The following is a 22,681-nucleotide window of genomic DNA, read 5'->3' as shown; positions in this document are numbered from 1 at the left end:
GCGGATGCGCCCGTGCGGCCAGTCTGGCACCGGTTGACCCGTGCGGCCCATCCGGGCGCCCGCGCACAGGCTGCCGTCACCGGCGCGCGGCGTCGCGCATCCTGCCGCCCGGTCCGTCATCCGGCGGATGCGCCCGGCGCGGTCCCGTCGTTACCGTGGTCGGATGAGCGCCGCATCCGCCCCCGACAGCGTCGACCGCTTCTGGGTCCGCCCGCGTCCGGACCGCGCCGGGCTCCGCGCCGACCTGCTGCTCGCGGCCGTGATGCTGGTGCTCACCACGGGGAGCTGCACCCTCTACTACGCCGTGGGCATGTACCCGACGCGTCCGCCCCTCTGGGTGATCGGCGCCTGGATCCTCCTGATGGCCGGCCCGCTGGCCTTCCGCCGCCTCCAGCCCGAGGCGGTGACGCTCGTCGTCGGCGCGACGTTCATCGTCGGCGCGTACCAGTTCGTCCCCGAGGTGATGTTCTCGAACATCGCCATGTTCATCGCCATGTACTCGCTCGGTGCCTGGGGCCGCAGCCGGCTCCGGGCGAACGTCGTCCGCGGCGTCATCGTGGTCGGCATGTTCGCCTGGCTCTTCTCGGCCCTCCTGCAGACCTCGGGCTTCTTCTCGCTCGCGGGGTCCGACTTCGAGTCCGCGCCCGACGACGCGTGGGTGCCCGCGCCGATCGCCGCCGGGCTCGTCTCGATCGTCATGAACCTCCTCTACTTCGGCGGCGCCTGGTACTTCGGCGACCGCGCGTGGGCGTCCGCGCGCGACCGGTGCGCGCTCGAGACCCGCACCGCGGAGCTCGCGACGGAGCGGGAGCGCGTGGCGGAGCAGGCGGTCACGCTCGAGCGGGTGCGCATCGCCCGTGAGCTGCACGACGTCGTCGCGCACCACGTCTCGGTGATGGGCGTGCACGCGGGGGCCGCCCGCCGGGTGCTCGGGCGCGACGCCGACCAGGCAGCGGCCTCGCTCGGCATCGTGGAGGACAACGCGCGCAGCGCCATCGAGGAGCTGCACCGCATGCTCGTCGCGCTCCGACAGGAAGAGGACGGGACCGGGTCCGACGGAGGCGCCGGCGGCGAGCCCGACGAGACCCGCTCCGCGTCGACCCGCGGCGTCGACCAGCTGCACGAGCTCGTGGCGGACGCCTGCGGTGCGGGTCTGCAGGTCGCCTACGACGTGATCGGCACGCCTAGGCCGCTCACGCCCACCGTCGACCTCATCGTCTACCGGGTCGCGCAGGAGTCCCTCACCAACGTGCGGAAGCACGCGGGCACCGGCACGCGCGTCGACCTCCGCGTGCGGTACCTCGCCGACCGCGTCGAGGTGGAGGTGAGCGACGCCGGCCCCGCGGGCGCGGCCTCTGCGGCGGCGGCACCCGGGCGGAGCGGCCCCGGCGGGCTCGGCCAGCGCGGGATGCGGGAGCGCGTGGCGGCGGTCGGCGGATCCATCGAGATGGGCCCGAAGGCGCGCGGCGGCTACCTCGTGCGCGCGTCGCTGCCCACCAGCCCGTCGTCCGTCGTGCCGCCCGTGCCGATGCCCGTGCCGCTCGACGCGTCCGTCCCCGTGCCCGAGGCCGTCCCCGCCGCCGCATCCGTCCCCGCGGCCGCGTCCGTCGCCGCCGATGCATCCGTCCCGGAGGAGGCCCGGGCATGACCGCCGACCCCACTGCCCCCGTCCGCGTCCTGCTCGTCGACGACCAGGCGCTCGTCCGCGCCGGGTTCCGGGTGATCCTCGAGAGCGAGGACGGGATCGAAGTAGTCGGCGAGGCGGCCGACGGCGAGGAGGGCGTGCGCCTGGCCGCCGCGCTCGCGCCCGACGTGATCTGCATGGACGTGCAGATGCCGCGCGTCGACGGCCTCGAGGCCACGCGCCGCATCGTCGCCGACCCGGCCATCACCGCGGGCGTGCTCATGCTCACCACCTTCGACCGCGAGGACTACCTCTTCACCGCGCTCGACGCGGGCGCCAGCGGCTTCGTGCTGAAGAGCGCGTCGCCGGAGTCGCTCGTGGAGGCCGTGCACGTGATCGCACGCGGTGACGCGCTGCTCTCCCCCGACGTCACGCGCCGGGTCATCGAGCGCTTCGGCCGCGGATCCGGCGCCCCCGACGACGTCCCGGCGCCCGCCGCCGCGACCCCGACGATCCCCACCGACCCGCGCGTGCAGACCCTCACCGACCGCGAGCTCGAGGTCCTCCGCCTCCTCGCCGAGGGCCTCGCGAACGCGGAGATCGCCGAGCGGCTCTACCTCGGCGAGGCGACCGTGAAGACGCACGTCTCGCGCCTGCTGCTGAAGCTCGGCGTGCGCGACCGGGTGCAGGCCGTCGTGTTCGCGTATGAGCGCGGCATCGTCGTGCCGGGTGCGAGCTGATGCGGGCGCATCCCGGTCCCGACGGCGCGACCGCGACGACCCGCGCCTAGGGTGACCCCATGGACTCCCCGCCGTTCATCGTCGGCTACATCGTCTTCGTCGTCCTGTGCCTCGTCGTCGGCCTGCGCTCCGGGCGAGGGCCGCGCACGCGCGGCCGCCCGCGCGGAGGACTCCCCCGCGGCCCGCACCGCTCGTCGGGGAGCGACGGCGGCACCTACGTCCCCAGCGACCGCTGGAGCGGGCACATGAGCGACGGCGGCGGCGGGCACGGCCACGGTCACGACGGCGACAGCGGCGGCGGGCACGGCGGTGGCGACAGCGGCGGCGGGGACGGCGGCGGAGGTGGAGGCGGCGACTGACGCCCCCGCTCCAGCACGCGATCCCACCGCCCAGAGGAGCCCGCCGGCGGGTGGGATCCCCACGCGGTCGTCCAGGGAAGCGGGCGACGGGTCTCAGAACCCGCCTAGCTGCGACATCGGCGACAGCACCAACTCGTCGATGCGCACGTGGGGCGGCGACGCGAGCACGAACAGCGCGGCGCGCGCCACGTCGTCGGGCGTGAGCATCGCGGCGCGCTCGGCGGCGTCGGGCACCGTCGGCCGGAGCGCGAGGAAGTCGCTGTCGATCGTGCCCGGGCAGAGGTGCGTGGCGCGGATCCCGGCACCCGCCTCCTGCGCGTTGAGGTCGCGGACCAGCGCCCCGAGCGCCGTCTTCGAGGCGCTGTAGGCGACCCCGGCGCCCGGCGAGTGCGTCCACGCGGCGTAGGAGGAGACGAGCACGACCGTGCCGCCGGCCGCGCGCAGCAGCGGGAGGGCGGCGGCGACCTGGTGCGCGGGACCGGTGAGGTTGGTCGCGACGATGCGGTCGAAGTCGGCGAGGTCCTGGTCGGCCCATGCGCGGCGCGGGGCGTTGAGGCCGGCCGCCACGACGATCCCGTCGAGCCGGCGGAGGCCCGCGACCACGGCGGCGAGCGCGGCGTCGTCGGTCACGTCGAGCGGGGCGACGACCGCGCGGGATCCGAGGTCGTCCACGAGCGCCTGCGTCTCCTCGAGCGGCTCCATGCGGCGGCCCGACAGCACGAGATCCCAGCCGTCGCGGGCCGCGGCGACGGCGGTCGCGCGGCCGACGCCGGATCCCGCGCCGCTCACCCAGAGGACGCGCGCGCCCGCCGATCCCTCCCCAGGACGCTCGCCGTCGTGGTCGTCGTACGTCGTCGTGCCGGTCATGGCGGTCTCCCTCGGTCACCCCTACGTTGAGGGAAACGCTATTCGGACTGTGGGGAACACGCATGCTCATCGATCTCAGCGACAGGGTCGTCGTCGTGTCCGGTGCCGCCCAGGGCATCGGCCGGGCTATCGCCGATCGCTTCCTCGCGGAGGGGTGCCGGGTCTTCGGGCTCGACCTCCGGTTCCGGGACGAGCCGCCCGCCGGGCTCACCGCCATCGTGGCGGACGTCACGGATGCGGCGTCGGTGCAGGCCGCGGTCGCGCAGGTGCTCGACGCGGCGGGCCGCGTCGACGTGCTCGTGAACAACGCCGGGATCAACGTCGAGGGATCCGTCGAGACGCTCGAGCCCGCGCGCTGGCAGGCCGCGTTCGACGTGAACGTCGGCGGCGTCTTCCTCCTGTCCCAGGCCGTCATCCCGGCGATGAAGGCAGCGGGAGGCGGGCGGATCATCAACGCGGCGTCGTTCGCGGCCGTCGTCCCGAGCGTCGGCGCCGCGGCCTACGGCGCCTCCAAGGCCGCGGTCGTGCAGTTCACGCGCGTGCTCGCGAGCGAGCTGGGGCCGTGGGGCATCACCGTCAACGCGTACGCGCCCGGCATGATCCCCACCGCCATGAACGGCTTCGCCGAGATGCCGCAGCCCGCGCAGGACCGCCTGCTCGACACCCTCAGCATCCGCCGGTGGGAGCGGCCCGACGACGTGGCCGACCTCCTCGTCTTCCTCGCGAGCGACCGCGCCGGCTACATCACCGGCACGCTCGTGGACGTGAGCGGCGGCAAGCTCGCGACGCAGATGCCGCAGCGCGCGTACGAGGGCGACGGCGCGCCCACGCGGGGGCCGCGGGACGGCGCGATCGTGGATCCGTCCGACCGCGACGGCGAGGGCGGCGTCCGATGAGCGTCACCACGTGGGAGGCGCAGCCGCTCGACACCGTCCGCTCCGAGCACGCCGAGGCGCCGCTCTGGGACGAGGCGCGCGGCACCCTGCTCTGGGCCGACCAGTACGTCGGCATCGTGCGCGAGGCGACGCTGGATCCGGTCACCCTCGCGGTCGGCCCGGTCACCGAGACGCACGTCGGCGGGCCGGTCGGCGCGGTCGTCCGGCACGCGGACGGCGGCCACGTGCTCGCCGCGCGCGACGGCTTCGTCCGCCTCACGGCGGACGGCGTGCTCATCCCGATGCTCGACGTGCTGCCCGAGGACGGCATCCGGCGCCGCATGAACGACGGCGAGGTGGATCCGCGGGGCCGCCTCTGGGCCGGATCCATGGCGTTCGACAAGACGCACGGCGCGGGCGCCCTCTACCTCCTCGACCGGGGCCGGGCGTCGACCGTGCTCGAGGGCGTCACCATCTCCAACGGCATTGCGTTCTCGGCCGACGGCACCGAGATGCTCTACATCGACACGACCACCCAGCAGGTGTGCCGCTTCCGCGTCACCGACGAGGGCGGCCTCGCGGATCCCGAGGTGGTGGTCGAGATCGACCCCGCCGACGGCCACCCCGACGGCATGTGCGTCGACGGCGAGGGGTTCCTCTGGGTCGCGCTCTGGGGCGGGAGCGAGGTGCGGCGGTTCTCGCCCGCCGGTGAGCACGTCGGGTCGGTGCGGGTCGACGCACCCCAGGTCTCGAGCTGCGCCTTCGTCGGCCCCGACCGCGACGTCCTGGTGATCACGACCTCGCAGGAGGGCTACACGGCGGAGGACTCGGCCCGGCACCCGCGCGCGGGGATGCTCTTCGCGGTGCGGCCCGGGGTCACGGGACCGGCGGCGAGCGCCTACGCGTAGGCGGTGATCGCGGCGGAGTCGACGAAGCCGGCGCCGGACCCGCGTGCCGCCCGGCGGGCCGCGGCGCCCGCGAGCGCGGCCGACGCGACGGCCACGACGAGGCCGACGATCCCCGCGGTCGCGACGGCGCCGAGCGGCGAGTGCGCGAGGAGGAGCCCCGCGACGAACGCGACGCCCTGCACGAGCCAGAGGGCGAGGATCCATCGCCGCCACGGCCCGCGACCAGCCGAGCGGCCAGCAGGGCGACCAGCCGCGCCGCCGACGCGCGGCCACAGCCGTCGCGCCGAGGCGACCGCCGCCACGCGCACGACCGCCGAGAGCCCCAGCAGCGCGAAACCGGCGAGCGCCAGCGTCCCGGTGCCGACGTCCGTGACGATCAGCGCGAAGAGCACGAGACCGGCTGCGGCGGCACCGTCCGCGACGGCCTGGGCGAGGGTGGGGATCCGCATGCCCCGACCCTAGGAGAGCCCGGCCCGCGGGATCCACCCCGGCGACGCCCCCGATCACCGCCCCCATCGGTCGCCGCACATCAGCCGACCGCCCCCGTCCCCCACCCGGTTCCCCCTCATGGCGGACTCCCCCGCACCCCCTCCCCTCCTAGCGTGAGCAGCACGGATCACCCACGCCCACCGAGGAGGCCCTCCGTGCTCGAAGTCCACAACGTCACGCGATCGTTCGGGGACCGCAAGGTCCTCGACGACGTGTCCTTCACCGTGAAGCCCGGGAGGCTGACCGGCTTCGTCGGCGGCAACGGCGCCGGCAAGACCACCACCATGCGGATCATGCTCGGCGTGCTCTCGCCCGACTCCGGGACGGTGTCGCTCGACGGCCGCGACCTCGGCACCTCGAGCCGCCGCACCTTCGGTTACATGCCGGAGGAGCGCGGGCTCTACCCGAAGATGAAGCTGCAGGAGCAGATCGTGTACCTCGGCCGCCTGCACGGCATGACCGCCGCCGACGCGACCGCCAGCACCGAGCGCCTGCTCGAGCGCCTGAGCCTCGCGGAGCGGCGGAACGACCCCATCGAGGCGCTGTCGCTCGGCAACCAGCAGCGCGCCCAGATCGCCGCGAGCCTCGTGCACGACCCCGAGGTGCTCGTGCTCGACGAGCCGTTCTCGGGCCTCGACCCGATCGCGGTCGAGACCGTGCTCGGCGTCCTCACCGAGCGCGCCGCGCAGGGCGTACCCGTCCTCTTCTCCTCGCACCAGCTCGACATCGTGGAGCGCCTCTGCGACGACGTGGTCGTCATCGCCGAGGGCCGGATCCGCGCGTCCGGTGACCGCGAGGAGCTCCGCGACCAGCACAGCCGCCCCCTCACGGAGCTCCTGATCGACGGCGACGGCGGCTGGGTGCGCGACGTGCCCGGCGTCGAGGTCGTCGAGTTCGACGGCGGCTACGTGCTCTTCGAGGCCGACGACGAGGCGCGCCAGCGCGTGCTCGCCGAGGCCGTCTCCCGCGGATCCGTCACGGGCTTCTCCCGTCGCCGCCCCACCCTCAGCGAGATCTTCCAGGAGGTAGTCCAGTGAGCACCCCCAGCACCACCACCGGCGCGACCCGCGCCACGAGCCGGGGTCCCGCCCCGACCCTCGTCCAGTCCACGATGCTCGTGACGGGCCGCGAGGTGCGCATGCGCCTTCGCAGCAAGTCGTTCCTCATCAGCACGGCGATCCTGCTGCTCGGGATCCTCGCCTCGATCGTCGTCACCGGCTTCCTCGCCGCGAACGACTCCGGGGGCGACCGCACGCGCGTCGCCGTGGTCGGCGCCGCGCAGCAGGCCGTCACCGCCGCCGAGTCGCTCGAGGGCGTGCCCGCGGACAGCGTCGAGGACGCCCGCGCGATGGTGCGCGACGGCGACGTGGATGCAGCGGTCGTCCCCGACGACCAGGCCGCCGCCGAGGGGAGGGTCGTCGTGATCGGCGACGACTCCGCCCCCGACGACGTCGTGAGCGCCCTCACCGAGACGCCCCGCGTGGAGCTCCTGCAGGAGTCCGCCACGAACCCCGCCATCGCCTACCTCGTGGCGCTCGCGTTCGGGCTCGTCTTCTTCATGTCCGCGCTGACGTTCGGCATGATCATCGCCCAGAGCGTGGTGGAGGAGAAGCAGACCCGCGTGGTGGAGCTGCTCATGTCGACGATCCCGGTGCGCGCGCTGCTCGCCGGCAAGGTGCTCGGCAACAGCATCCTGGCGTTCGCGCAGATCGCGCTCATCGCCCTGATGGCGGGCCTCGGCCTCCTGGTGACCGGCCAGACCGAGCTGTTCGCCGTCATCGGACCCGCGGTGCTCTGGTTCGTCGTGTTCTTCCTGTTCGGGTTCGTGCTGCTCGCGTCGCTCTTCGCGGCGACCGCGGCGCTCGTCTCCCGCCAGGAGGACGTGGGCGCGGTGACCGCGCCCGTGACGTACCTCGTGATGATCCCGTACTTCGCGGTCATCTTCTTCAACGACAACCCCGTGGTGCTCGCCGTGATGTCGTACGTGCCGTTCGCCGCTCCGGTGGGCATGCCGATGCGCCTGTTCCTCGGATCCGCCGAGTGGTGGGAGCCCGTCGTCTCGCTCCTCGTGCTCCTCGTGACGACCGCGGCCGTGGTCGTCCTCGGCTCCCGCATCTACAGCAACTCGCTGCTCCGCACCGGATCCCGGGTGAAGCTGCGCGAGGCGCTGAAGGGATGATCGACGCACTGCAGGACTTCACGGCCGGCCTCCCCGAGGTGCTCCGCTGGTTCGGCGTCATGGTCGCGGCCATGATCCCGTTCGTGGAGGTTGAGCTCGCCGCCGTGCTGGGCGTGCTCACCGGGCAGCACGCGGTGGTCGCCGTGCTGGCGGCCGTGGTGGGCAACACCGCCGTCGTCGCGCTGATCGTGCTGGTCGCGTCCCGCACGCGCGACCGCCTCACGCGGGACAGCGCGAAGGACGAGACGCCCAAGCGGATCAAGGTGCGCCGCACGTTCGACCGCTACGGCGTGCCGGGCGTGAGCCTCCTCGGTCCGCTCCTGCTGCCGACGCACTTCACGTCGGCCGCGATGGTCTCCTTCGGAGCCCGCGCCCGCGCGGTGCTGATCTGGGAGACGATCGCCATCGTCGTCTGGGGCGTCGGCTTCGGGGCGCTCGCCGCGCTCGGGGTCGCGGTGCTGTGAGGCGCGGAGGGCGTGGTCGCCCGGCCGCATCCGCTCCCCTGCGGATGCCGCCGGGCACCGATGCGGTCGACGCATGACCGCCGCGATGACGCCCGGATCCCGCCCGCCGCTCGAGCTGCCCCTCCACGGAGCCAGCTGGGCCGCGGCCATGCGGCGCTTCTTCCTCAAGTACGCGACGTTCCGGGGGCGGGCGAGCCGGAGCGAGTTCTGGTGGTGGGTCCTGACGGCCTTCGTCGTCTCGAACGCGCTCGACGTCCTGAGCGGCCTCACCACGGGCGGGCGCGACCCGATGGACGTCGCCGGCCGCTTCGCCATCGTGGACGTCTGGAGCGGGATCTCCGCCGTGCTGCAGCTGGCCGTGTTCATCCCGTCGCTCGCCGTCTCCTGGCGCCGCCTCCACGACACCGACCGCAGCGGCGCGTGGACGTTCATCCCCTTCATCCCGATCCTCGGGCTGATCGTCTACGTGATCATGACCGCGAGCCGATCCCGCCCGTCCGGCGCGCGCTTCGACTGACGCCGCGCGAGCGCACCGATCTGACCGGGCCCTGCGGGTCGGACCCGCCCGGTCGCGCGTAACACCCCCGCACCTAGGGTGAGCCCATGACCGATGCCCCCGGCACGACCCCGCACCACGACGTCCTCGTCATCGGCGGGGGGAACGCGGGGCTCTCGGTCGCGGGGCGCCTGCGCCGCCTCGGCGTCTCCGACGTGGCGGTCATCGAGCCGCGCGACACGCACTACTACCAGCCCATGTTCTCCCACGTCGCGGGCGGCACCGCGCGGACATCGCAGGCCACGCGGCCGCAGGGATCCGTCACGCCGAAGGGCGTCACGTGGATGCAGGACCGCGTCGCCGGCATCGACCCGCACGCGAAGACGGTCACGCTCGCGTCCGGGCAGCGCGTCGGGTACGGCCAGCTCATCGTGTGCCCCGGCATCCAGAAGGACTGGGACGCCGTGCCCGGCCTCGTCGAGGCGATGGCGTCGCCCGTCGGCATCTCCAACTACGAGCACCGCTACGCCGCCAAGGCCTCGCGGGTGCTGCGCGACGTGCGCTCCGGCACGGTCGTCTTCACGCAGCCCGACGGCCCCGGCACCTGCTCGGGCGCGTCGCAGAAGCCCATGTACCTCGCGTGCGACCACTGGCGGGCGACGGGGGTGCTCGACGACATCCGCGTGATCCTCGTGGTGCCGACCCCCACCATGTTCGGCATGCCGCTCATCGACGCGGAGCTCGAGCGCAAGGTCGCCGAGTACGGCATCGAGGTGCGCTACGGCCGCCAGCTCGTCGCGGTCGACGCGGCGGCCCGCACCGTCGAGATCGCGGGCGACGACCGGGGCCGCGCGCTCCTCGGCCCCGACCACGCCGTGCAGGCCGACGACCCCGACGTGCACCGCGAGACTCTCGCCTACGACGTGCTGCACGCCGTGCCGCCGCAGTCCGCGCCGGACTGGCTCGCCGGCACGGGCCTCGCCGCCCCGGGTGACGCCGGGGGCTTCGTGGAGGTCGATCCGCTGACCCTCCGCCACCCCCGCTTCCCCGACGTCTGGGCGCTCGGCGACGCCGCCGCCACCACGAACTCGAAGTCCGGCGGCGCCCTCCGCCAGCAGACCACGACGGTCGCGAAGAACCTCGTCGCGGCGCTGAAGGGCAAGCCGCTGCCGCAGACGTACAACGGGTACTCGGTGTGCCCGTTCGTGGTCTCCCGCTCGACCGTGGTGTTCGCCGAGTTCGACGACCGCTACCGCCCGAAGCCCACGATCCCGCTCTGGAAGGGCCTCGCGAAGGAGCGCCGCATGACGTTCATCGCCGACCGCTACCTGCTGCCGTGGGTCTACTGGAACCTGATCCTGCAGGGCCGCGCCTGATCAGCGCGGGCGGTCGGTACGGTCGTCGGGGCCGTCCGCCTCGCCCGTGCCCGGCGGCCGCCAGGCGGGAGCGGCGCTGACCGACTCCGACAGCCGCCGGCCGATCTCCCCCAGCTGCCGCGCCTGCCGCTCGGTGAGCGCGTCGAACACGAGCCGGCCGACCAGCGCGTGATGCGCCGGCGTCGCCCGCGCCACCTGCTCGTGGCCCGCGGGGGTGAGCCGCGCGAGCGTGAAGCGGCCGTCCGTCGGGTCGACCTCGCGGGTCATCCACCCCTTCCCCTCCAGGCGCGTCGCGGCGCGCGAGAGCCGGGACAGGGTCGAGCTCGCGTACCCCGCGAGCGTGCTCATGCGGAGGGTGCGCTCGGGCGCGGTGTCGAGCGCGTAGAGCACGCCGTGCTCGAAGTGGGTGAGGCCGCTGTCGCTCTGGAGCTGCGCGTCGAGCGCCGCGGGGAGCCGCTGCATGAGCGTGGCCAGGGACGCCCAGACCTCCATCTGCTCCGGGCTGAGGCCCCCGGATCCCGCCGTCGTCGCCATGGCCCCAGCGTACGGCACGAGCCGCCATGACTTGCCTGCGCAAGCGATGCACGCCATGCTGAGTTGACCAGGCAAGTGACGAGAGGGGCCGGCATGGACATGCGGCTGCAGGGCAGGACGGCGTTCGTGAGCGGATCGACGCAGGGCATCGGGTACGCGATCGCGTCCGCGCTGACCGCGGAGGGGGTGCGGGTCACGGTCAACGGGCGGGACGCGACGCGGGTGGCGTCCGCCGTCGAGCGCCTCCGCCGTGAGCACCCGGGGGCGGATCCCGCTGGGCTCGTCGCGGACTTCGCGGAGCCCGCCGAGGTCCAGCGGCTGCTGGCCGAGCTGGGCGAGGTCGACATCCTCGTCAACAACGTGGGGCTGTTCGGCCTCGCCGAGTTCGCATCCGTCGACGACGACGAGTGGGCGCGCTACCTGGAGGTCAACGTGATGAGCGGGGTGCGCCTGTCGCGGCACCTCCTCGGCGGGATGCTCGAGCGGGGCTGGGGGCGCGTGGTCTTCGTGAGCAGCGAGTCCGGCGTCGACGTCCCGGCCGACATGATCCACTACGGCGTGACGAAGGCCGCCATGCTCGCACTCGGCAACGGGCTCGCGAAGCGCACGCGCGGCACCGGGGTCACCGTGAACTCGGTGCTCGGCGGCCCGACGTGGTCGGACGGCGTCGCCACGACGGTCGCGGGGATCGCGGCCGCGCGCTCGGTCCCGACCTCCGACATGCGCGACGCGATCATCGGCGCGAACCGGACGAGCCTCCTGGAGCGCTTCATCGAGCCGGCGGAGATCGCGAGCCTCGTCGCGTACCTCGCGAGCCCGCTCGCGTCCGCGACGAACGGTGCGGCGGTTCGCGTCGACGGCGGGGTGCTCACGGGCACGCTCTAGGCGGGCCGCGGGGCCGCAGGGTCGTGAGTCGCGAGGCCGCGAGGCCGGCGGGGCGGAGGATCCCCGGATCACGGCGAGGCCGGCGAGGCGGAGGACCCCCGGATGGCGAGCTGCCGGATCCGACCGCCGGGCCGGGGGATCCGACCTCCGGCGGACGCGCCGCCCGTCGTCCGGCCGCGACGATGGGGACATGACGCGCCCCGGTGAGACCGTGCCCGACTCGCGGGGCCGCACCGGCCTCCATGCCCGCGGGATGGACCTCGACCGCAGCCCCGACGTCGTCGTGAAGCGCGTCGAGGTCACCTCCGACGGCTGGCACGTGCTCCGCCGGACGACGCTCGACCTCAGGCTCCGCGACGGGACCTGGCAGGAGCAGCAGCGCGAGACCTACGACCGGGGCGACGGCGCGACCGTGCTCCTCTACGCGGCCGACACGCACCGCCTCCTCCTCACCCGCCAGTTCCGCTACCCCGCCTACGTCAACGGGCACCCCGACGGCATGCTCGTCGAGGCCGCGGCCGGCCTCCTCGACGAGGACTCCCCCGAGGACGCGATCCGCCGCGAGGCCCGCGAGGAGCTCGGCGTCGAGATCGTCGCACTCACGCACCTGTTCGACCTGTTCATGAGCCCCGGATCCGTGACCGAGCGGGTGCACCACTACCTCGCCGCGTACGCGCCCGCCGACGTCGTGGGCGCGGGCGGCGGCGTGGCCGACGAGGGCGAGGACATCGAGCGGATCGAGGTGACGCTCGAGGAGGCGCTCGCGATGATCGCGGACGGCCACATCGCCGACGGCAAGACCGTGATCCTCATCCAGCACGTCGCGCTGCACGGCTTCCCGGCGTAGCGGCGGGGCAGCGGCGCGGCGCGGCGGCGCGGCGCGGCGGCGCGGCTGCGTCGTGGCGTCCCGGCACCGGAGGCCTGCACAGCGCGCATCGGCGGCACCACCGGTAGGCGAGGATGGACGGGTGACCGACGCCTCCGCCGCCTCCCCCCTCCACCTCCACGACACCGCCGCCCGCGGGTTCGCCTCCGACAACTACTCCGGGATCCACCCCGAGGTGCTCGAGGCCATCGCCGCGGCGAACGGCGGGCACCAGGTCGCGTACGGCGGCGACGCCTACACGGCCCGCCTGCAGGAGGTCGTCGGGGAGCACTTCGGACGCGGCGCCGAGGCGTTCCCCGTCTTCAACGGCACGGGCGCGAACGTCACAGGCCTCCTCTCGATGCTGCCGCGCTGGGGCGCCGTCGTCTGCGCGACCACCGCGCACATCAACACCGACGAGGGCGGCGCCCCCGAGCGCGTCGCCGGGATCAAGCTGCTGCAGGTGCCGACCGAGGACGGCAAGCTCACGCCCGAGCTGATCGACCGCGAGGCCTGGGGCTGGGGCGACGAGCACCGCGCGCAGCCGCTCGCCGTGAGCATCACGCAGACCACCGAGCTCGGCACCGTCTACACGCCGGCCGAGGTGCGGGCGATCGCCGACCACGCGCACGCGCGCGGCATGCGCCTGCACATGGACGGCGCCCGCCTCTCCAACGCGGCCGCCACGCTGGATGCGCCCTTCCGCGCCTTCACCTCCGACGCGGGCGTCGACGTGGTCAGCTTCGGCGGCACCAAGAACGGCCTGCTCTACGGCGAGGCGATCGTGGTGCTCGACCCCGAGGCGTCCGAGGGGCTGACCTACCTCCGCAAGCTCAACATGCAGCTCGCGTCGAAGATGCGGTTCGTGAGCGCGCAGCTGCTGGCGCTCCTCGGATCCGAGGTCGACGGCGTGCCGCTCTACCTCCGCTCCGCGCGCCACGCGAACGGGATGGCCGCGCGCCTCCGGGCCGCGCTCGAGGGCGTCGACGGCGTGGCGTTCACGCAGGAGACGCAGGCGAACGGCCTGTTCGCGATCCTGCCCGAGGGCGTCGCCGATCGCCTCCGCTCCGAGTTCCGCTTCTACGACTGGGACCCGGCCCGCCGCGAGGTCCGCTGGATGTGCTCCTTCGACACCACCGAGGACGACATCGACCGGTTCGCGGCGGCGATCCGCCGGGAGGTCGGGGCGGGGTAGCCCCCCTCGGCATCGTCGAGGCCGGAGGACGGTGCTCGTGCGGCGCTTCCGTCGGATGCGTTGCGGCATGCGGAGATGCATGTGCGCCCGGTCGGAGGGTCGAGGACCTGATCTGGCAAGCCGGTTCTTCGCCTCCGATCAGTTGTATCGAGCAGGCATACGGGAATCGCTTGCAGGGGAGAGCGCGCGGAACTTGCGTTTTGTTACCGCCGATAGCCCAAGCATGTCAACGACATCGTCAACACGCGTATGCGATACCCCGATCATTTTGGCTGCAATGGAGATCGTTGAGTAGACAGAGCGTGAAGGGTGGTGCGCTGATGGGTCGAGCACGGAACCGATGACAGCCCCCGGCTCTATGTCATGCAACCTCGAACCGTTTATTGCCACCTGGCCTTCCGTGGGGAAGGAAAGGCCGCAAAGCAGCCGAAGGATGGTAGATTTTCCCGCCCCGTTGGGGCCCACGAGCGCAGTCACTGTCCCCGATTGACACTCGAAAGTCACATCATGGAGGACCTTGACTTTGCCATAGGCCTTGCCGACTGACTGAACGGCAACTGCAGAAGTCACTCGACCTCCTTAGGCACACGACGGTCAACCCGACCAGCTGCCATAGAGGCTGCGACGATCAGCGCAATTCCTACTGCAAGGGTGCCAATGCTTAGCGCGAGAGAGGACTCTTGACGTAGAACGAATACCGAGATCGGTCGTGAAGCAAGGAGAAGAGCAGCGACGGCAACCGCTACCGTGATGCACCACCAGCCCGCAGACCGAGACGCACCCTTCGGAAAGCTTGCCGCGTAATCATGCGCAGAGCCGAATTCGTGCTCGAGTTCTTCCCCGCTTAATCCGGGCGGCAATTCCCGAAGCACGACCTGAATTGCTGAGTCGTTATTCTTACGTGATCGCAGTTCGTAGGTGAGCTCACGCAAATAATCCTGCCGGTTCATCACCCATCCTCTTTCGCCGTCTCAATCAGTGCTTTGGATATTCTTTCCGAGAAGAGGAGCCACGTTTGACCGCTCTTATTGAGCTCCATCTTGCCGTCCGGTGTGACGTAATACTCTTTGCGCCCGGGCCCACCGCTTCCGGGCAGCCATATCGAGGCAAGCAGCCCTTGAGTCTCTAGGGCGTTCAGAAGGGGATACACGGTCCCGCCGCGTACATCAATGGATAGCTCGTCCCGCAAGTACGAAACCACCTTGTAGCCATGTGCCCGTTCGAATCTGGATATAGCGTGCAGCACCAGGAGGCTTAGTACGGCCTTGTTCCAGAAGGATCTCTCCGGAAGGTGTTGTTGAGTAGGCACGCTTCACGGTAGATCAGACTAGGTTGGAAGTCAACCTAGTCTAGATCGCTGCCGTGGAGTCGGTTTCGGGGGGCTCCAGAGGGTGCCCGAGCCACGCGTCACATGGCGTTCTTACGGGTGGCTATAGGTTGCCATGTGGAGTCCGGCGCCGCGGTCCCGGATCTGTACAGCGAAGCCGAGCAAGTCGATGGCGGAGCGTCGTAGACGGTCGAGGGTTGTCACGACGAGGGTGTCGCCCTTGTCGAGTGCAGCGAGAGCCCGGTCGAACGACGCCCGTGATGCATATGCACCGGACACGCCGTGGTCCATGTATGGGTCATCGCCCCCGCCCGTGAGGGGAGCCTGCTTTTGCCGATCGGTGACTGTTGACGGATCGAGACCCGGGCGTAGCCAACGAACCTCATCGCAGCACCGCTTGTGTCTCGCAACCAACCTTTATGACACGCGTTCTCGACCATCGTTGCAGTACATGGTTACGAGACTCGCGATGGCTCGAAAGCGCATGGCAGCGGTCGCTCGTTGCCGAGCGCCGACAAGACGTCTCGTAACCGAAGACATGCAGCACGTAATGGATAGGGGGCTGAGCGCCGCCCTCATCGCAGTGGTCATTGACGTCGTTCTCGAGCGCCCCCGACGGACATGGGTCCTTTGGGATACGACCCCAGCGCCCGTGCGCACGTCACCCCGTGTTCTGCAGCCCCGCCGCGATGCCGTTCACCGTAAGCAGGAGGAGCCGGTGGTCCGGATCCGTCGGGTCAGGCTGGCCGGGCGCGCCCTGCTCGGGCGACCCCTGGGTGGCCGTGCGCAGCGCGCGGAGGGCCCGCAGCTGCAGCAGCGACAGCGCGTCGACGTAGGGGCTCCGCAAGCGCACCGCGCGGCGCAGCACCGGCCGGCCCTCGAGGATCTCGCCGCGGCCGGTCGCCTTCCGCACCCACTCGCGCGTGAGCTCCATCTCCTCGGTGACCAGCGCCGCGAGGTCCGGCCGGTCGCCGAGCGCGAGGTAGCGCTCGGCGAGGCGGCCGTCGGTCTTGGCGAGCGACATCTCGACGTTGTCGATCATCGACGTGAACAGCGGCCACTCCTCGTAGGCCTTGCGGAGCACCGCCTCGTCGCCGACGGCGGCGAGTGCGGATCCGAGGCCGAACCAGCCCGTGAGGTTGATGCGCGCCTGCGTCCACGCGAACACCCACGGGATGGCCCGCAGGTCCTCCAGCGACTCGACGGACAGGCCGCGGCGGGCGGGCCGCGAGCCGAGCGCGAGCAGCCCGATCTCCTCCATGGGCGTGACCTGCGCGAACCACGGCGCGAAGCCGGGCGCCTTCACGAGCTCGAAGAACCGGGCGCGCGACGCCTCGTCCATGATGCGGACCATGTCGGCCGAGCCCTCCGCGGCCACGGCGTTGCGCTCCTCGTTCGACGGGGCGCTGGCGAGCAGCGTGGCCGCGGCCATCTGCTCGATGTGCCGGGCGGCGATGCGCTTGTCGCCGTAGTGGGCGAAGATCACCTCGCCCTGCTCGGTGAGCTTGAAGCGGCCGTCGACGGATCCCGGCGGCTGGGCCCGCACCGCGCGGTCGGCCGGCCCGCCGCCCCGGCCGAGGGCACCGCCGCGACCGTGGAAGAGCGTGAGCTCGATGTCGTTCTCGCGCGCCCACGCGGCGATGCGGGCCTGCGCGTCGAACAGCGCGAAGGTCGCGGAGACCGGCCCCACGTCCTTCGACGAGTCGGAGTAGCCGAGCATGACCTCGAGCTTGCGTCCGGTGGCGGCGAGGCGCGCCTCGACCTGCGGCAGCCGGATCATCCCGTCGAGGATCTCCGTGCTCGCGTCGAGGTCGGCGAACGTCTCGAAGAGCGGGATGACGTCGAGGACGGGTGCCGCCTCCGCGGACCCCAGCGCGAGCGCGGCCAGCTCGTGGACCGTGCGGATGTCGTCCGCCGACTGCGTGAACGAGACGATGAAGCGCGAGAACGGCGCGATGCCGTGCCGCTCCTGCAGGCGGGCGAGCGTGCGGAACACGTCGAGCACCTCGACCGTCATGGGCGCGAGCTCCGGGGCGCCGTCGCCGGACGCGCCGTCGCCCGCCGCGTCGGCCTCCGCCACCGCGAGCACCTCGCGGAGCGCCTCGCGGTGCACCTGCGAGTGCTGCCGCACCTCCATCTCGGCGAGGTGGAAGCCGAAGGTCTCGGCCTGCCAGATGAGGCCCTGCAGCTCGCCGCCCGCGATGCGGTGCGCGCCTGCTCCGCGGAGCGACGCCTGCAGCACGCGGAGATCGGCCAGCAGCTCGGCGGCCGACGGGTAGGCGATGGGGTCGTCGTGCCGCTCGCGCGTGGCGGCGAGGCGGCCGGCGATGACGAGCAGCACGCGGCGGTGCAGCTCGGCGGGCGCGCGCGTGCCGATGCGGGCCGTGAGGTGCGGCGCGAGCGCGTCCTGCGCGGCGGCCAGCTCGCGGAGCCCGGCGCTCGGCGGGGTGTCCGCGTCGCCCAGGGTGAGCGAGCGGCCCACGCGGAGCGCGACGCGCTCGAGGCCGAGCAGGATGTGCTCGCTCGCGATGCCCGCGGCCTCCTCCGTGACGGCGGCGGTGACGTACGGGTTGCCGTCGCGGTCGGCGGCGATCCAGTTGCCGAGCCGGAAGAACGCGGGCGCGACGGCCTCGCGCACGCCGGCCTCCTCGCCGAGGAGCCAGTCGTCGAGCAGGCGGTAGACGCGCGGCACGACCTCGAACAGGGTCTGGTCGAAGACGCCCATGGCGGTGCGCACCTCGTCGAGCGGCGTGGGGCGCGTGGTGCGCAGCGGCGACGTGCGCCAGAGGCCGTCGATCTCCTCGAGCAGGCGCCGGTCGACGTCGGCGGCCGTGAGCGTGCCGGCGACCGCGCCGTCGCGCTCGGTGAGCAGGTCGCCGATGCGGCGGATCCCCGTGGCCACCGCCCGACGGCGCGCCTCGGTGGGGTGCGCCGTGAGCACCGGGTGGAAGCGCATCTCGCCGAGGCGGCGCATGGCCTCCTCGCGGCCGAGCTCCTCGGTGAGCGTGCCGACGGCGTCCGGGATGGAGTCGGGCACGAAGCCCGCCCCCGCCTCGCGCTCGCGGAGGACGCGCACGCGGTGGTGCTCCTCGGCGAGGTTGGCGAGGTGGAAGTAGCAGGTGAAGGCCCGGGCGACCTGCTCGGCGCGCTCCGGCGTGAAGGTGGCGACGAGCCGCTCGGCGTCGTCGATGGAGGCGTCGCGCGCGCTCTCGTACGCGTCGATCACGAGCTCGCGGAGCCGCTCCACATCGCGGAGGAGCTCCTCCCCGCCGGACTCGCGGAGCACCCGGCCGAGCAGGCCGCCGAGGTGGCTGACGTCCGATCGGAGGGCCGGCTCGACGGCGTCGCGCGTGTGGTCGCGGGTGGAGTCGTGCTCGAGGGGAAGCGGCTTCGGGGGAGTCGTCACGGTGTCGAGGATACGGAACGACCGGGGCGGATCCTGCGCATGACGTCCGGGGACGACCTCCGCGGCCACCGATCCCGCTGTGGAGGAGGGGCGCGGGGACGGGATCGCGCGCGAGGAGGCCCGCGCGCGACCGGGGTCAGACCGCGGCGGCGGGGGCGTCCGTGCGCTCGACGCGGGGCATCCGCAGCAGCGCGTAGGCGGATGCGGCGAGCAGCAGCACGGCGCCCGTCGCGAACGCCACGGGGAAGGAGACCGCGTCGGCGAGGTACCCGGCGACGAGCGGGCCGACGATCGCGCCGAGGTCGGACACCATCGAGAAGACGGCGACGGGACGGCCGCTGCGGCCGCCCGCCGCGTCGCCGACCGCGGCGGCCGGGGCCGTGCCCATGAACGAGGCGGCGGCGCCGAACAGGCAGAGCAGGATCGTGAGCACGATGACGTTCGGCGCGAAGGGGATCGCGATCATCAGGACGCCGGCGACGGCGAAGGAGCCGATGATCGCGGGGCGGCGGCCGACCGTGTCGACGAAGCGCGCGGCCGGCGCCAGCGCGAGCGCCTGCACGACGGCGGCGCACGCGAACGCGATGCCGGTGGAGGCGGCGGGCGCGCGGATCACCTCGACGACGAGCAGCGGGATCAGCGAGCTGCGGACGCCCATCGACGCCCACCCGTTGCCGAGGTTCGCGAGGAGCGCGCCGCGGTACCGGGTGTCGCGGAGGACCTCGGCGAACGCGCGCGGCGGCTCGACCGGGCCCGTGGGCGCGACCTCGCCCGTGCGCTTCGAGAGCAGCAGCAGGCCGATGACGCTCGCGACGGCGAGCGTGGCCGCGTAGAAGAAGAAGGGAGCGGTGAGCGAGACGGTCGCGAGCAGGGCGCCGAGCGCGGGCCCGGCCATGCCGCCGATGAGGAAGCCGCCCTGGTAGAAGCCGATTGCGCGGGCGCGGCGGGTCGGATCCGTCGAGCCGAGCAGCAGGGTCATGGCCGCGACCGAGAACATCGCCGAGCCGATGCCGCCCGCGCCGCGGAGGAGCAGGAGCTGCACGTAGTCCTGCGCGAGGCCCGCGAGCCCGGAGGAGAGCGCGACGATCGCGAGGCCCACCGCGAGCACCGTGCGCTCGCCGACGGCGTCCATGATCCGCGCGACGAACGGGCTCATCACGAGCCGCATGAGCGCGAACGCCGAGATGACGGCGCCGATCTCGAAGCTGCCGACGCCGAAGCTGCGCGCGTACACGGGCAGCACGGGGACGACCACGCCGAAGCCCACCATCACGAAGAAGGCGATGACGCCGAGGACGAGGACGTCGCGCGGGAGCTTGGGTCGCGGAGCGCGGGCGGGGCCGCGGGTGTCGGGCATCGAGCCGTCGCCGGGCTCGGGGGTGCGTGCGGATCCCGCACGTCGGAAGGACCGCATGGGTTCAGCGTACGTCGGGTCGGAGGGGCGCCCGGGCCGTCGGGGCGGCGTCCGGCGCGGCACCCGCGGAGGCCGCCGCGGCAGCACTCGCGACACCGGCGACCCCCGCCCCCGCCGGCACGATCGCCGTCACCGCGAGCCCCACCGCCGCGAGCCCCGCCAGCAGCAGCGTGCCGGTCGTCCCGCCGACGCTCGTGAGCAGCCATGCGCCGAGGGCCGGCGCCACGGCGGTCGCGCCCGTGATGGGCACCGCGAAGACGCCGCTCAGCTGGCCGAGCCGCTCGGTGCCCCAGCGGTCGACCACGGTCGACGCCTGCACGAGCGTGAGGGCCCCGCGCGCCGCGCCCGCGAGGAGGACGACCGCCACGAGCGCTGGGAAGGGTCGCGGGAGGAGCGCGAGGGCGACCAGCGCGACGACCGTCGTGGCCGCGACCACGAGCCCGGCGCCCCGCGGGCTCCAGCTCCGGGCCGCGAACACGATCCGGCCCGCCACCTGCCCGACGCCGACCAGCCCGAAGGCGACCACCGCGGTCGTCATGTCGTAGCCCTGGGCGAGGAGCAGCGGCACCAGGGTCAGGGTCGCCGCGTAGAGCGCCAGCGTGAGGAGCGTCATCCCGGCCTGCGCGCGCACGAACGGCGCCGAGCGCACGATGTCGCGCACGCGCCCGGCCGCGACGGCCCCGGCTACCGGCGCGGGCGCGTCCGGCCAGCGCGCGGGCACGAGCAGCAGGTGGATCGGGGTCACCGTCACCACGAGGATCCCCGCGAGCACGACGAGCGCCGTCCGCCACCCCGCGGCCGCCGTGAGCGCCGCGGCGAGGGGCGCGAAGACGGTCGAGGCGAGCCCGGCCGCGAGCGTGAGCACCATGAGGCCGCGGGCCCGGTGCGGGCCCGAGGTGCGGTTGATCACGGTGAAGGCCGCCTGGTACAGCGTCGCGGACTGGGCGATCCCGGTGAGGCACCACGCGGCCGCGAGCCAGGGCAGGCTGGGCGCGAGCGCCACCGCGACGAGGCCGAGCGCGCCGCCGAGCGTGCCCGCGGTCATCACGGATCGCGCGCCGACGCGGTCGAGGAGGCGGCCGACGGGCACGCCCGCGATCGCCGAGAGCACGAGGCCCACGGAGAAGGCGGTCGTCACGGCGCCGAGCGACCACCCGGTGTCGGCGGCCACCGTCGCGCTGACGGCCGGGAACGCGTAGTAGAGGACGCCCCACGAGATGACCTGCGACGCGCAGAGCCCGGCCAGCAGGATCCGGCGGCGGCGGGCCTCAGGCACCCGCGGTCGTCCCCCGCGTCACGCGCAGCACCCGCCGGTGGACGCGCCGGGCGCCCCGCCGGCCGGCGCGCCGACCGCGAGGAGGTCGCGGCCGCGCGGCGAGGGGACGGCGTCGTCGTCGGGGACGTCCGTCGAGCACACGCCCGTCGCGGGCAGGACCAGCCGCACCTCGCGGGCCGCGGCCCGGTCGCCCGCGAGCTCGGCGGCGATCGAGCGCACCTGCTCGTACCCGGTGAGCAGCAGGAAGGTGGGCGCGCGGCCGTACGACTTCATCCCGGCGATGAACAGGCCGGGCTCCGGGTGCGCGAGCTCCGCGACGCCGTGCGGCGGGACGGATCCGCACGAGTGCAGCTGCGGGTCGATGAGCGGGGCGAGCGCGCGGGGCGCCTCCACCACGTCGTCGAGCGCGAGCCGCACCTCCCGGAGCATCGCGAGGTCGGGGCGGGATCCCGTGGCCGGCACGACGACGTCCGCGGTCGTCGCGAACGGCTCGCCGCCGCGCCGGCCGACGACGCGCACCCCGTCGCCGTCCGCCTGCACGTCGTCGATCTCGACGCCCGTCAGGTGCGCGACGCGCCCCTCGGCCACGAGCCGGTGGACCCGCGTGCCGAGCTGCCCGCGGCCCACCAGCTCGTCGGCCGCGTCGGGCGCGAGCCGGGTGGCGCGCGCCGTGCGGACGAGCCACGCGACGGTCGTGCCGGGGGCCTCCTCGGCGAGCCGCGCCAGCGCGATGACCGCGGTCGCCGCCGAGTGCCCGGCGCCGACGACGAGCACCCGTCGACCCGCGAACCGGCCGCGGTCGCGGCCGCGCACGTCGGGGAACCCGCCCGTGATCCGGTCGCCGAGGTCGGTCGTGGGATCCAGCCCGGCCGCGGTCAGCGGGTTCGGCGTGCCGGTGGTCCCCGACGCGTCGATCACGGCCCGGGCGAGGACGTGCTCGACGCCGCCGGGCGTCCGCACGCGGAGGAGGAGGGGGGCGCCGGCGCGGCCGGCGGAGCGCGAGCGGTCCATGCCCTGGCGGCTCACGGCCTCGACGCGGGCGTCGTACCGGATCACGGCGGCGAGCTCGGGCGTCCCGGCGAGCGGGGCCAGGTAGCGCTCGACGAGCTCGGCGCCGGTCGGGGCGGCGCCGGCCGGCAGGATCCAGCCGGTCGGCGCGAGCAGCCGCACGGCGGCGGCGTCGACCACGGCCGACCACGGCGAGAACATGCGCACGTGGGCCCAGGTGCGCACGGCGGCGCCGACGTCGGATCCGGCCTCGAGGACGACGACGGGCAGCCCGCGCTCCCGGAGGTGCGCGGCGGCGGCGAGGCCCACGGGACCGGCGCCGATGACGGCGACGGGGAGCCCGGCGAGGCGGTCGGCGGCGGCCCGGGGCGGGACGGCGGGGGTGGGGGTCATG

At 73.6% G+C, this 22,681-nt stretch carries 24 protein-coding genes; 13 read left to right on the top strand and 11 right to left on the bottom strand.

Annotated features, from left to right (window positions below; translation table 11 throughout):
- Positions 1-163: 163 nt before the first annotated feature.
- Genes ACT7CP_RS01775 through ACT7CP_RS01765 form a run of 3 tightly spaced genes read left to right on the top strand, consistent with a single transcriptional unit; the run spans position 164 to position 2,723 of the window.
- Entirely contained in the window at positions 164-1,648 is a 1,485-nt protein-coding gene (locus ACT7CP_RS01775) for a sensor histidine kinase (RefSeq protein ID WP_445443129.1), read from the top strand.
- A complete protein-coding gene (locus ACT7CP_RS01770; protein WP_445443128.1) occupies positions 1,645-2,364 on the top strand; it encodes a response regulator in 720 nt (239 codons plus the stop codon). Before ACT7CP_RS01775 ends, ACT7CP_RS01770 begins: the two co-directional genes overlap by 4 nt.
- Before the next feature lie 59 nt (positions 2,365-2,423).
- Positions 2,424-2,723, top strand: a complete 300-nt coding sequence (locus ACT7CP_RS01765; protein WP_413962184.1) for a hypothetical protein — start codon at positions 2,424-2,426, stop codon at positions 2,721-2,723.
- Positions 2,724-2,816: 93 nt separating this feature from the next.
- Here the strand turns inward: ACT7CP_RS01765 and ACT7CP_RS01760 are convergent, their stop codons facing one another.
- On the bottom strand, positions 2,817-3,590 hold the full coding sequence (locus ACT7CP_RS01760; protein ID WP_445443127.1) for an SDR family oxidoreductase: 774 nt from the start codon (positions 3,588-3,590) through the stop codon (positions 2,817-2,819).
- Positions 3,591-3,652: 62 nt separating this feature from the next.
- On the opposite strand from ACT7CP_RS01760, the gene ACT7CP_RS01755 reads away from it, so the two are divergent.
- Both ACT7CP_RS01755 and ACT7CP_RS01750 read left to right on the top strand, forming a co-directional pair.
- Complete coding sequence (locus tag ACT7CP_RS01755; protein ID WP_445443126.1) at positions 3,653-4,486, top strand: SDR family NAD(P)-dependent oxidoreductase; 834 nt, start codon at positions 3,653-3,655, stop codon at positions 4,484-4,486.
- Complete coding sequence (locus ACT7CP_RS01750; protein WP_445443125.1) at positions 4,483-5,373, top strand: SMP-30/gluconolactonase/LRE family protein; 891 nt, start codon at positions 4,483-4,485, stop codon at positions 5,371-5,373. The genes ACT7CP_RS01755 and ACT7CP_RS01750 overlap by 4 nt, the downstream gene beginning before the upstream one ends.
- On the opposite strand, the gene ACT7CP_RS01745 is transcribed toward ACT7CP_RS01750, so the two are convergent.
- Positions 5,364-5,822 carry a hypothetical protein gene (locus tag ACT7CP_RS01745; protein WP_445443124.1) on the bottom strand — a complete coding sequence of 153 codons (459 nt, stop codon included), beginning with the start codon at positions 5,820-5,822 and terminating at the stop codon, positions 5,364-5,366. The two genes, ACT7CP_RS01750 and ACT7CP_RS01745, sit on opposite strands and share 10 nt — an antisense overlap.
- 195 nt (positions 5,823-6,017) lie before the next feature.
- On the opposite strand from ACT7CP_RS01745, the gene ACT7CP_RS01740 reads away from it, so the two are divergent.
- The 5 genes from ACT7CP_RS01740 (at position 6,018) to ACT7CP_RS01720 (ending at position 10,377) form a co-directional block, all read left to right on the top strand.
- Positions 6,018-6,899, top strand: a complete 882-nt coding sequence (locus ACT7CP_RS01740) for an ABC transporter ATP-binding protein (RefSeq protein ID WP_413962176.1) — start codon at positions 6,018-6,020, stop codon at positions 6,897-6,899.
- A gap of 74 nt (positions 6,900-6,973) precedes the next feature.
- Complete coding sequence (locus tag ACT7CP_RS01735) at positions 6,974-8,041, top strand: ABC transporter permease (protein WP_413962591.1); 1,068 nt, start codon at positions 6,974-6,976, stop codon at positions 8,039-8,041.
- The gene (locus tag ACT7CP_RS01730) at positions 8,038-8,505 is read left to right on the top strand and encodes a hypothetical protein (RefSeq protein WP_445443123.1); all 468 of its coding nucleotides are present in this window, start codon (positions 8,038-8,040) and stop codon (positions 8,503-8,505) included. Before ACT7CP_RS01735 ends, ACT7CP_RS01730 begins: the two co-directional genes overlap by 4 nt.
- Positions 8,506-8,578: 73 nt before the next feature.
- The gene (locus ACT7CP_RS01725) at positions 8,579-9,022 is read left to right on the top strand and encodes a DUF805 domain-containing protein (protein WP_445443122.1); all 444 of its coding nucleotides are present in this window, start codon (positions 8,579-8,581) and stop codon (positions 9,020-9,022) included.
- An 86-nt stretch (positions 9,023-9,108) separates the two neighbouring features.
- Positions 9,109-10,377: an NAD(P)/FAD-dependent oxidoreductase gene (locus tag ACT7CP_RS01720; protein WP_445443121.1), complete on the top strand. Its 1,269-nt coding sequence runs from the start codon at positions 9,109-9,111 to the stop codon at positions 10,375-10,377.
- Here the strand turns inward: ACT7CP_RS01720 and ACT7CP_RS01715 are convergent, their stop codons facing one another.
- The gene (locus ACT7CP_RS01715) at positions 10,378-10,911 is read right to left on the bottom strand and encodes a MarR family winged helix-turn-helix transcriptional regulator (protein ID WP_445443120.1); all 534 of its coding nucleotides are present in this window, start codon (positions 10,909-10,911) and stop codon (positions 10,378-10,380) included.
- A 93-nt stretch (positions 10,912-11,004) separates the two neighbouring features.
- Between ACT7CP_RS01715 and ACT7CP_RS01710 the strand changes: the two genes are divergently transcribed.
- The 3 genes from ACT7CP_RS01710 to ACT7CP_RS01700 all read left to right on the top strand — a co-directional run bounded on the left by ACT7CP_RS01710 (position 11,005) and on the right by ACT7CP_RS01700 (position 13,856).
- Positions 11,005-11,796 carry an SDR family NAD(P)-dependent oxidoreductase gene (locus tag ACT7CP_RS01710; protein ID WP_445443119.1) on the top strand — a complete coding sequence of 264 codons (792 nt, stop codon included), beginning with the start codon at positions 11,005-11,007 and terminating at the stop codon, positions 11,794-11,796.
- A gap of 190 nt (positions 11,797-11,986) precedes the next feature.
- A complete protein-coding gene (locus ACT7CP_RS01705) occupies positions 11,987-12,643 on the top strand; it encodes an NUDIX domain-containing protein (protein WP_445443118.1) in 657 nt (218 codons plus the stop codon).
- Positions 12,644-12,764: 121 nt separating this feature from the next.
- A complete protein-coding gene (locus ACT7CP_RS01700; protein WP_445443117.1) occupies positions 12,765-13,856 on the top strand; it encodes a threonine aldolase family protein in 1,092 nt (363 codons plus the stop codon).
- A gap of 138 nt (positions 13,857-13,994) precedes the next feature.
- On the opposite strand, the gene ACT7CP_RS01695 is transcribed toward ACT7CP_RS01700, so the two are convergent.
- The 8 genes from ACT7CP_RS01695 to ACT7CP_RS01660 form a co-directional block, all read right to left on the bottom strand.
- On the bottom strand, positions 13,995-14,360 hold the full coding sequence (locus ACT7CP_RS01695; protein WP_445444005.1) for an ATP-binding cassette domain-containing protein: 366 nt from the start codon (positions 14,358-14,360) through the stop codon (positions 13,995-13,997).
- Between the two features lie 62 nt (positions 14,361-14,422).
- Positions 14,423-14,806 (bottom strand): DUF1700 domain-containing protein, encoded by a 384-nt coding sequence (locus tag ACT7CP_RS01690; protein WP_445443116.1) that lies wholly within the window; start codon positions 14,804-14,806, stop codon positions 14,423-14,425.
- Positions 14,806-15,165, bottom strand: a complete 360-nt coding sequence (locus tag ACT7CP_RS01685; RefSeq protein ID WP_445443115.1) for a PadR family transcriptional regulator — start codon at positions 15,163-15,165, stop codon at positions 14,806-14,808. Before ACT7CP_RS01685 ends, ACT7CP_RS01690 begins: the two co-directional genes overlap by 1 nt.
- A gap of 111 nt (positions 15,166-15,276) precedes the next feature.
- The gene (locus ACT7CP_RS01680; protein WP_445443114.1) at positions 15,277-15,474 is read right to left on the bottom strand and encodes a recombinase family protein; all 198 of its coding nucleotides are present in this window, start codon (positions 15,472-15,474) and stop codon (positions 15,277-15,279) included.
- A gap of 370 nt (positions 15,475-15,844) precedes the next feature.
- Positions 15,845-18,589 carry a phosphoenolpyruvate carboxylase gene (locus ACT7CP_RS01675; protein WP_445443113.1) on the bottom strand — a complete coding sequence of 915 codons (2,745 nt, stop codon included), beginning with the start codon at positions 18,587-18,589 and terminating at the stop codon, positions 15,845-15,847.
- A 136-nt stretch (positions 18,590-18,725) separates the two neighbouring features.
- Positions 18,726-20,003 carry an MFS transporter gene (locus tag ACT7CP_RS01670; protein WP_445443112.1) on the bottom strand — a complete coding sequence of 426 codons (1,278 nt, stop codon included), beginning with the start codon at positions 20,001-20,003 and terminating at the stop codon, positions 18,726-18,728.
- Between the two features lie 4 nt (positions 20,004-20,007).
- A complete protein-coding gene (locus ACT7CP_RS01665; RefSeq protein ID WP_445443111.1) occupies positions 20,008-21,279 on the bottom strand; it encodes an MFS transporter in 1,272 nt (423 codons plus the stop codon).
- Between the two features lie 18 nt (positions 21,280-21,297).
- A complete protein-coding gene (locus ACT7CP_RS01660; RefSeq protein ID WP_445443110.1) occupies positions 21,298-22,680 on the bottom strand; it encodes an FAD-dependent oxidoreductase in 1,383 nt (460 codons plus the stop codon).
- Position 22,681 lies beyond the last annotated feature (1 nt).

The organism is Clavibacter rahimiani, from assembly GCF_052654495.1.
The sequence above is the reverse complement of the archived record's forward strand: the minus strand, read 5'-3'. Positions and strand labels throughout refer to the sequence as shown.

Coding starts and splice junctions, on each gene's coding strand:
- ACT7CP_RS01735 (WP_413962591.1), top strand. CDS start 6,974: ATGCTCGTGACGGGCCGCGAGGTGCGCATGCGCCTTCGCAGCAAGTCG.
- ACT7CP_RS01760 (WP_445443127.1), bottom strand. CDS start 3,590: ATGACCGGCACGACGACGTACGACGACCACGACGGCGAGCGTCCTGGG.
- ACT7CP_RS01775 (WP_445443129.1), top strand. CDS start 164: ATGAGCGCCGCATCCGCCCCCGACAGCGTCGACCGCTTCTGGGTCCGC.
- ACT7CP_RS01720 (WP_445443121.1), top strand. CDS start 9,109: ATGACCGATGCCCCCGGCACGACCCCGCACCACGACGTCCTCGTCATC.
- ACT7CP_RS01765 (WP_413962184.1), top strand. CDS start 2,424: ATGGACTCCCCGCCGTTCATCGTCGGCTACATCGTCTTCGTCGTCCTG.
- ACT7CP_RS01705 (WP_445443118.1), top strand. CDS start 11,987: ATGACGCGCCCCGGTGAGACCGTGCCCGACTCGCGGGGCCGCACCGGC.
- ACT7CP_RS01745 (WP_445443124.1), bottom strand. CDS start 5,822: ATGCGGATCCCCACCCTCGCCCAGGCCGTCGCGGACGGTGCCGCCGCA.
- ACT7CP_RS01730 (WP_445443123.1), top strand. CDS start 8,038: ATGATCGACGCACTGCAGGACTTCACGGCCGGCCTCCCCGAGGTGCTC.
- ACT7CP_RS01710 (WP_445443119.1), top strand. CDS start 11,005: ATGGACATGCGGCTGCAGGGCAGGACGGCGTTCGTGAGCGGATCGACG.
- ACT7CP_RS01660 (WP_445443110.1), bottom strand. CDS start 22,680: ATGACCCCCACCCCCGCCGTCCCGCCCCGGGCCGCCGCCGACCGCCTC.
- ACT7CP_RS01770 (WP_445443128.1), top strand. CDS start 1,645: ATGACCGCCGACCCCACTGCCCCCGTCCGCGTCCTGCTCGTCGACGAC.
- ACT7CP_RS01690 (WP_445443116.1), bottom strand. CDS start 14,806: ATGAACCGGCAGGATTATTTGCGTGAGCTCACCTACGAACTGCGATCA.
- ACT7CP_RS01680 (WP_445443114.1), bottom strand. CDS start 15,474: ATGGACCACGGCGTGTCCGGTGCATATGCATCACGGGCGTCGTTCGAC.
- ACT7CP_RS01750 (WP_445443125.1), top strand. CDS start 4,483: ATGAGCGTCACCACGTGGGAGGCGCAGCCGCTCGACACCGTCCGCTCC.
- ACT7CP_RS01715 (WP_445443120.1), bottom strand. CDS start 10,911: ATGGCGACGACGGCGGGATCCGGGGGCCTCAGCCCGGAGCAGATGGAG.
- ACT7CP_RS01755 (WP_445443126.1), top strand. CDS start 3,653: ATGCTCATCGATCTCAGCGACAGGGTCGTCGTCGTGTCCGGTGCCGCC.
- ACT7CP_RS01725 (WP_445443122.1), top strand. CDS start 8,579: ATGACCGCCGCGATGACGCCCGGATCCCGCCCGCCGCTCGAGCTGCCC.
- ACT7CP_RS01670 (WP_445443112.1), bottom strand. CDS start 20,003: ATGCGGTCCTTCCGACGTGCGGGATCCGCACGCACCCCCGAGCCCGGC.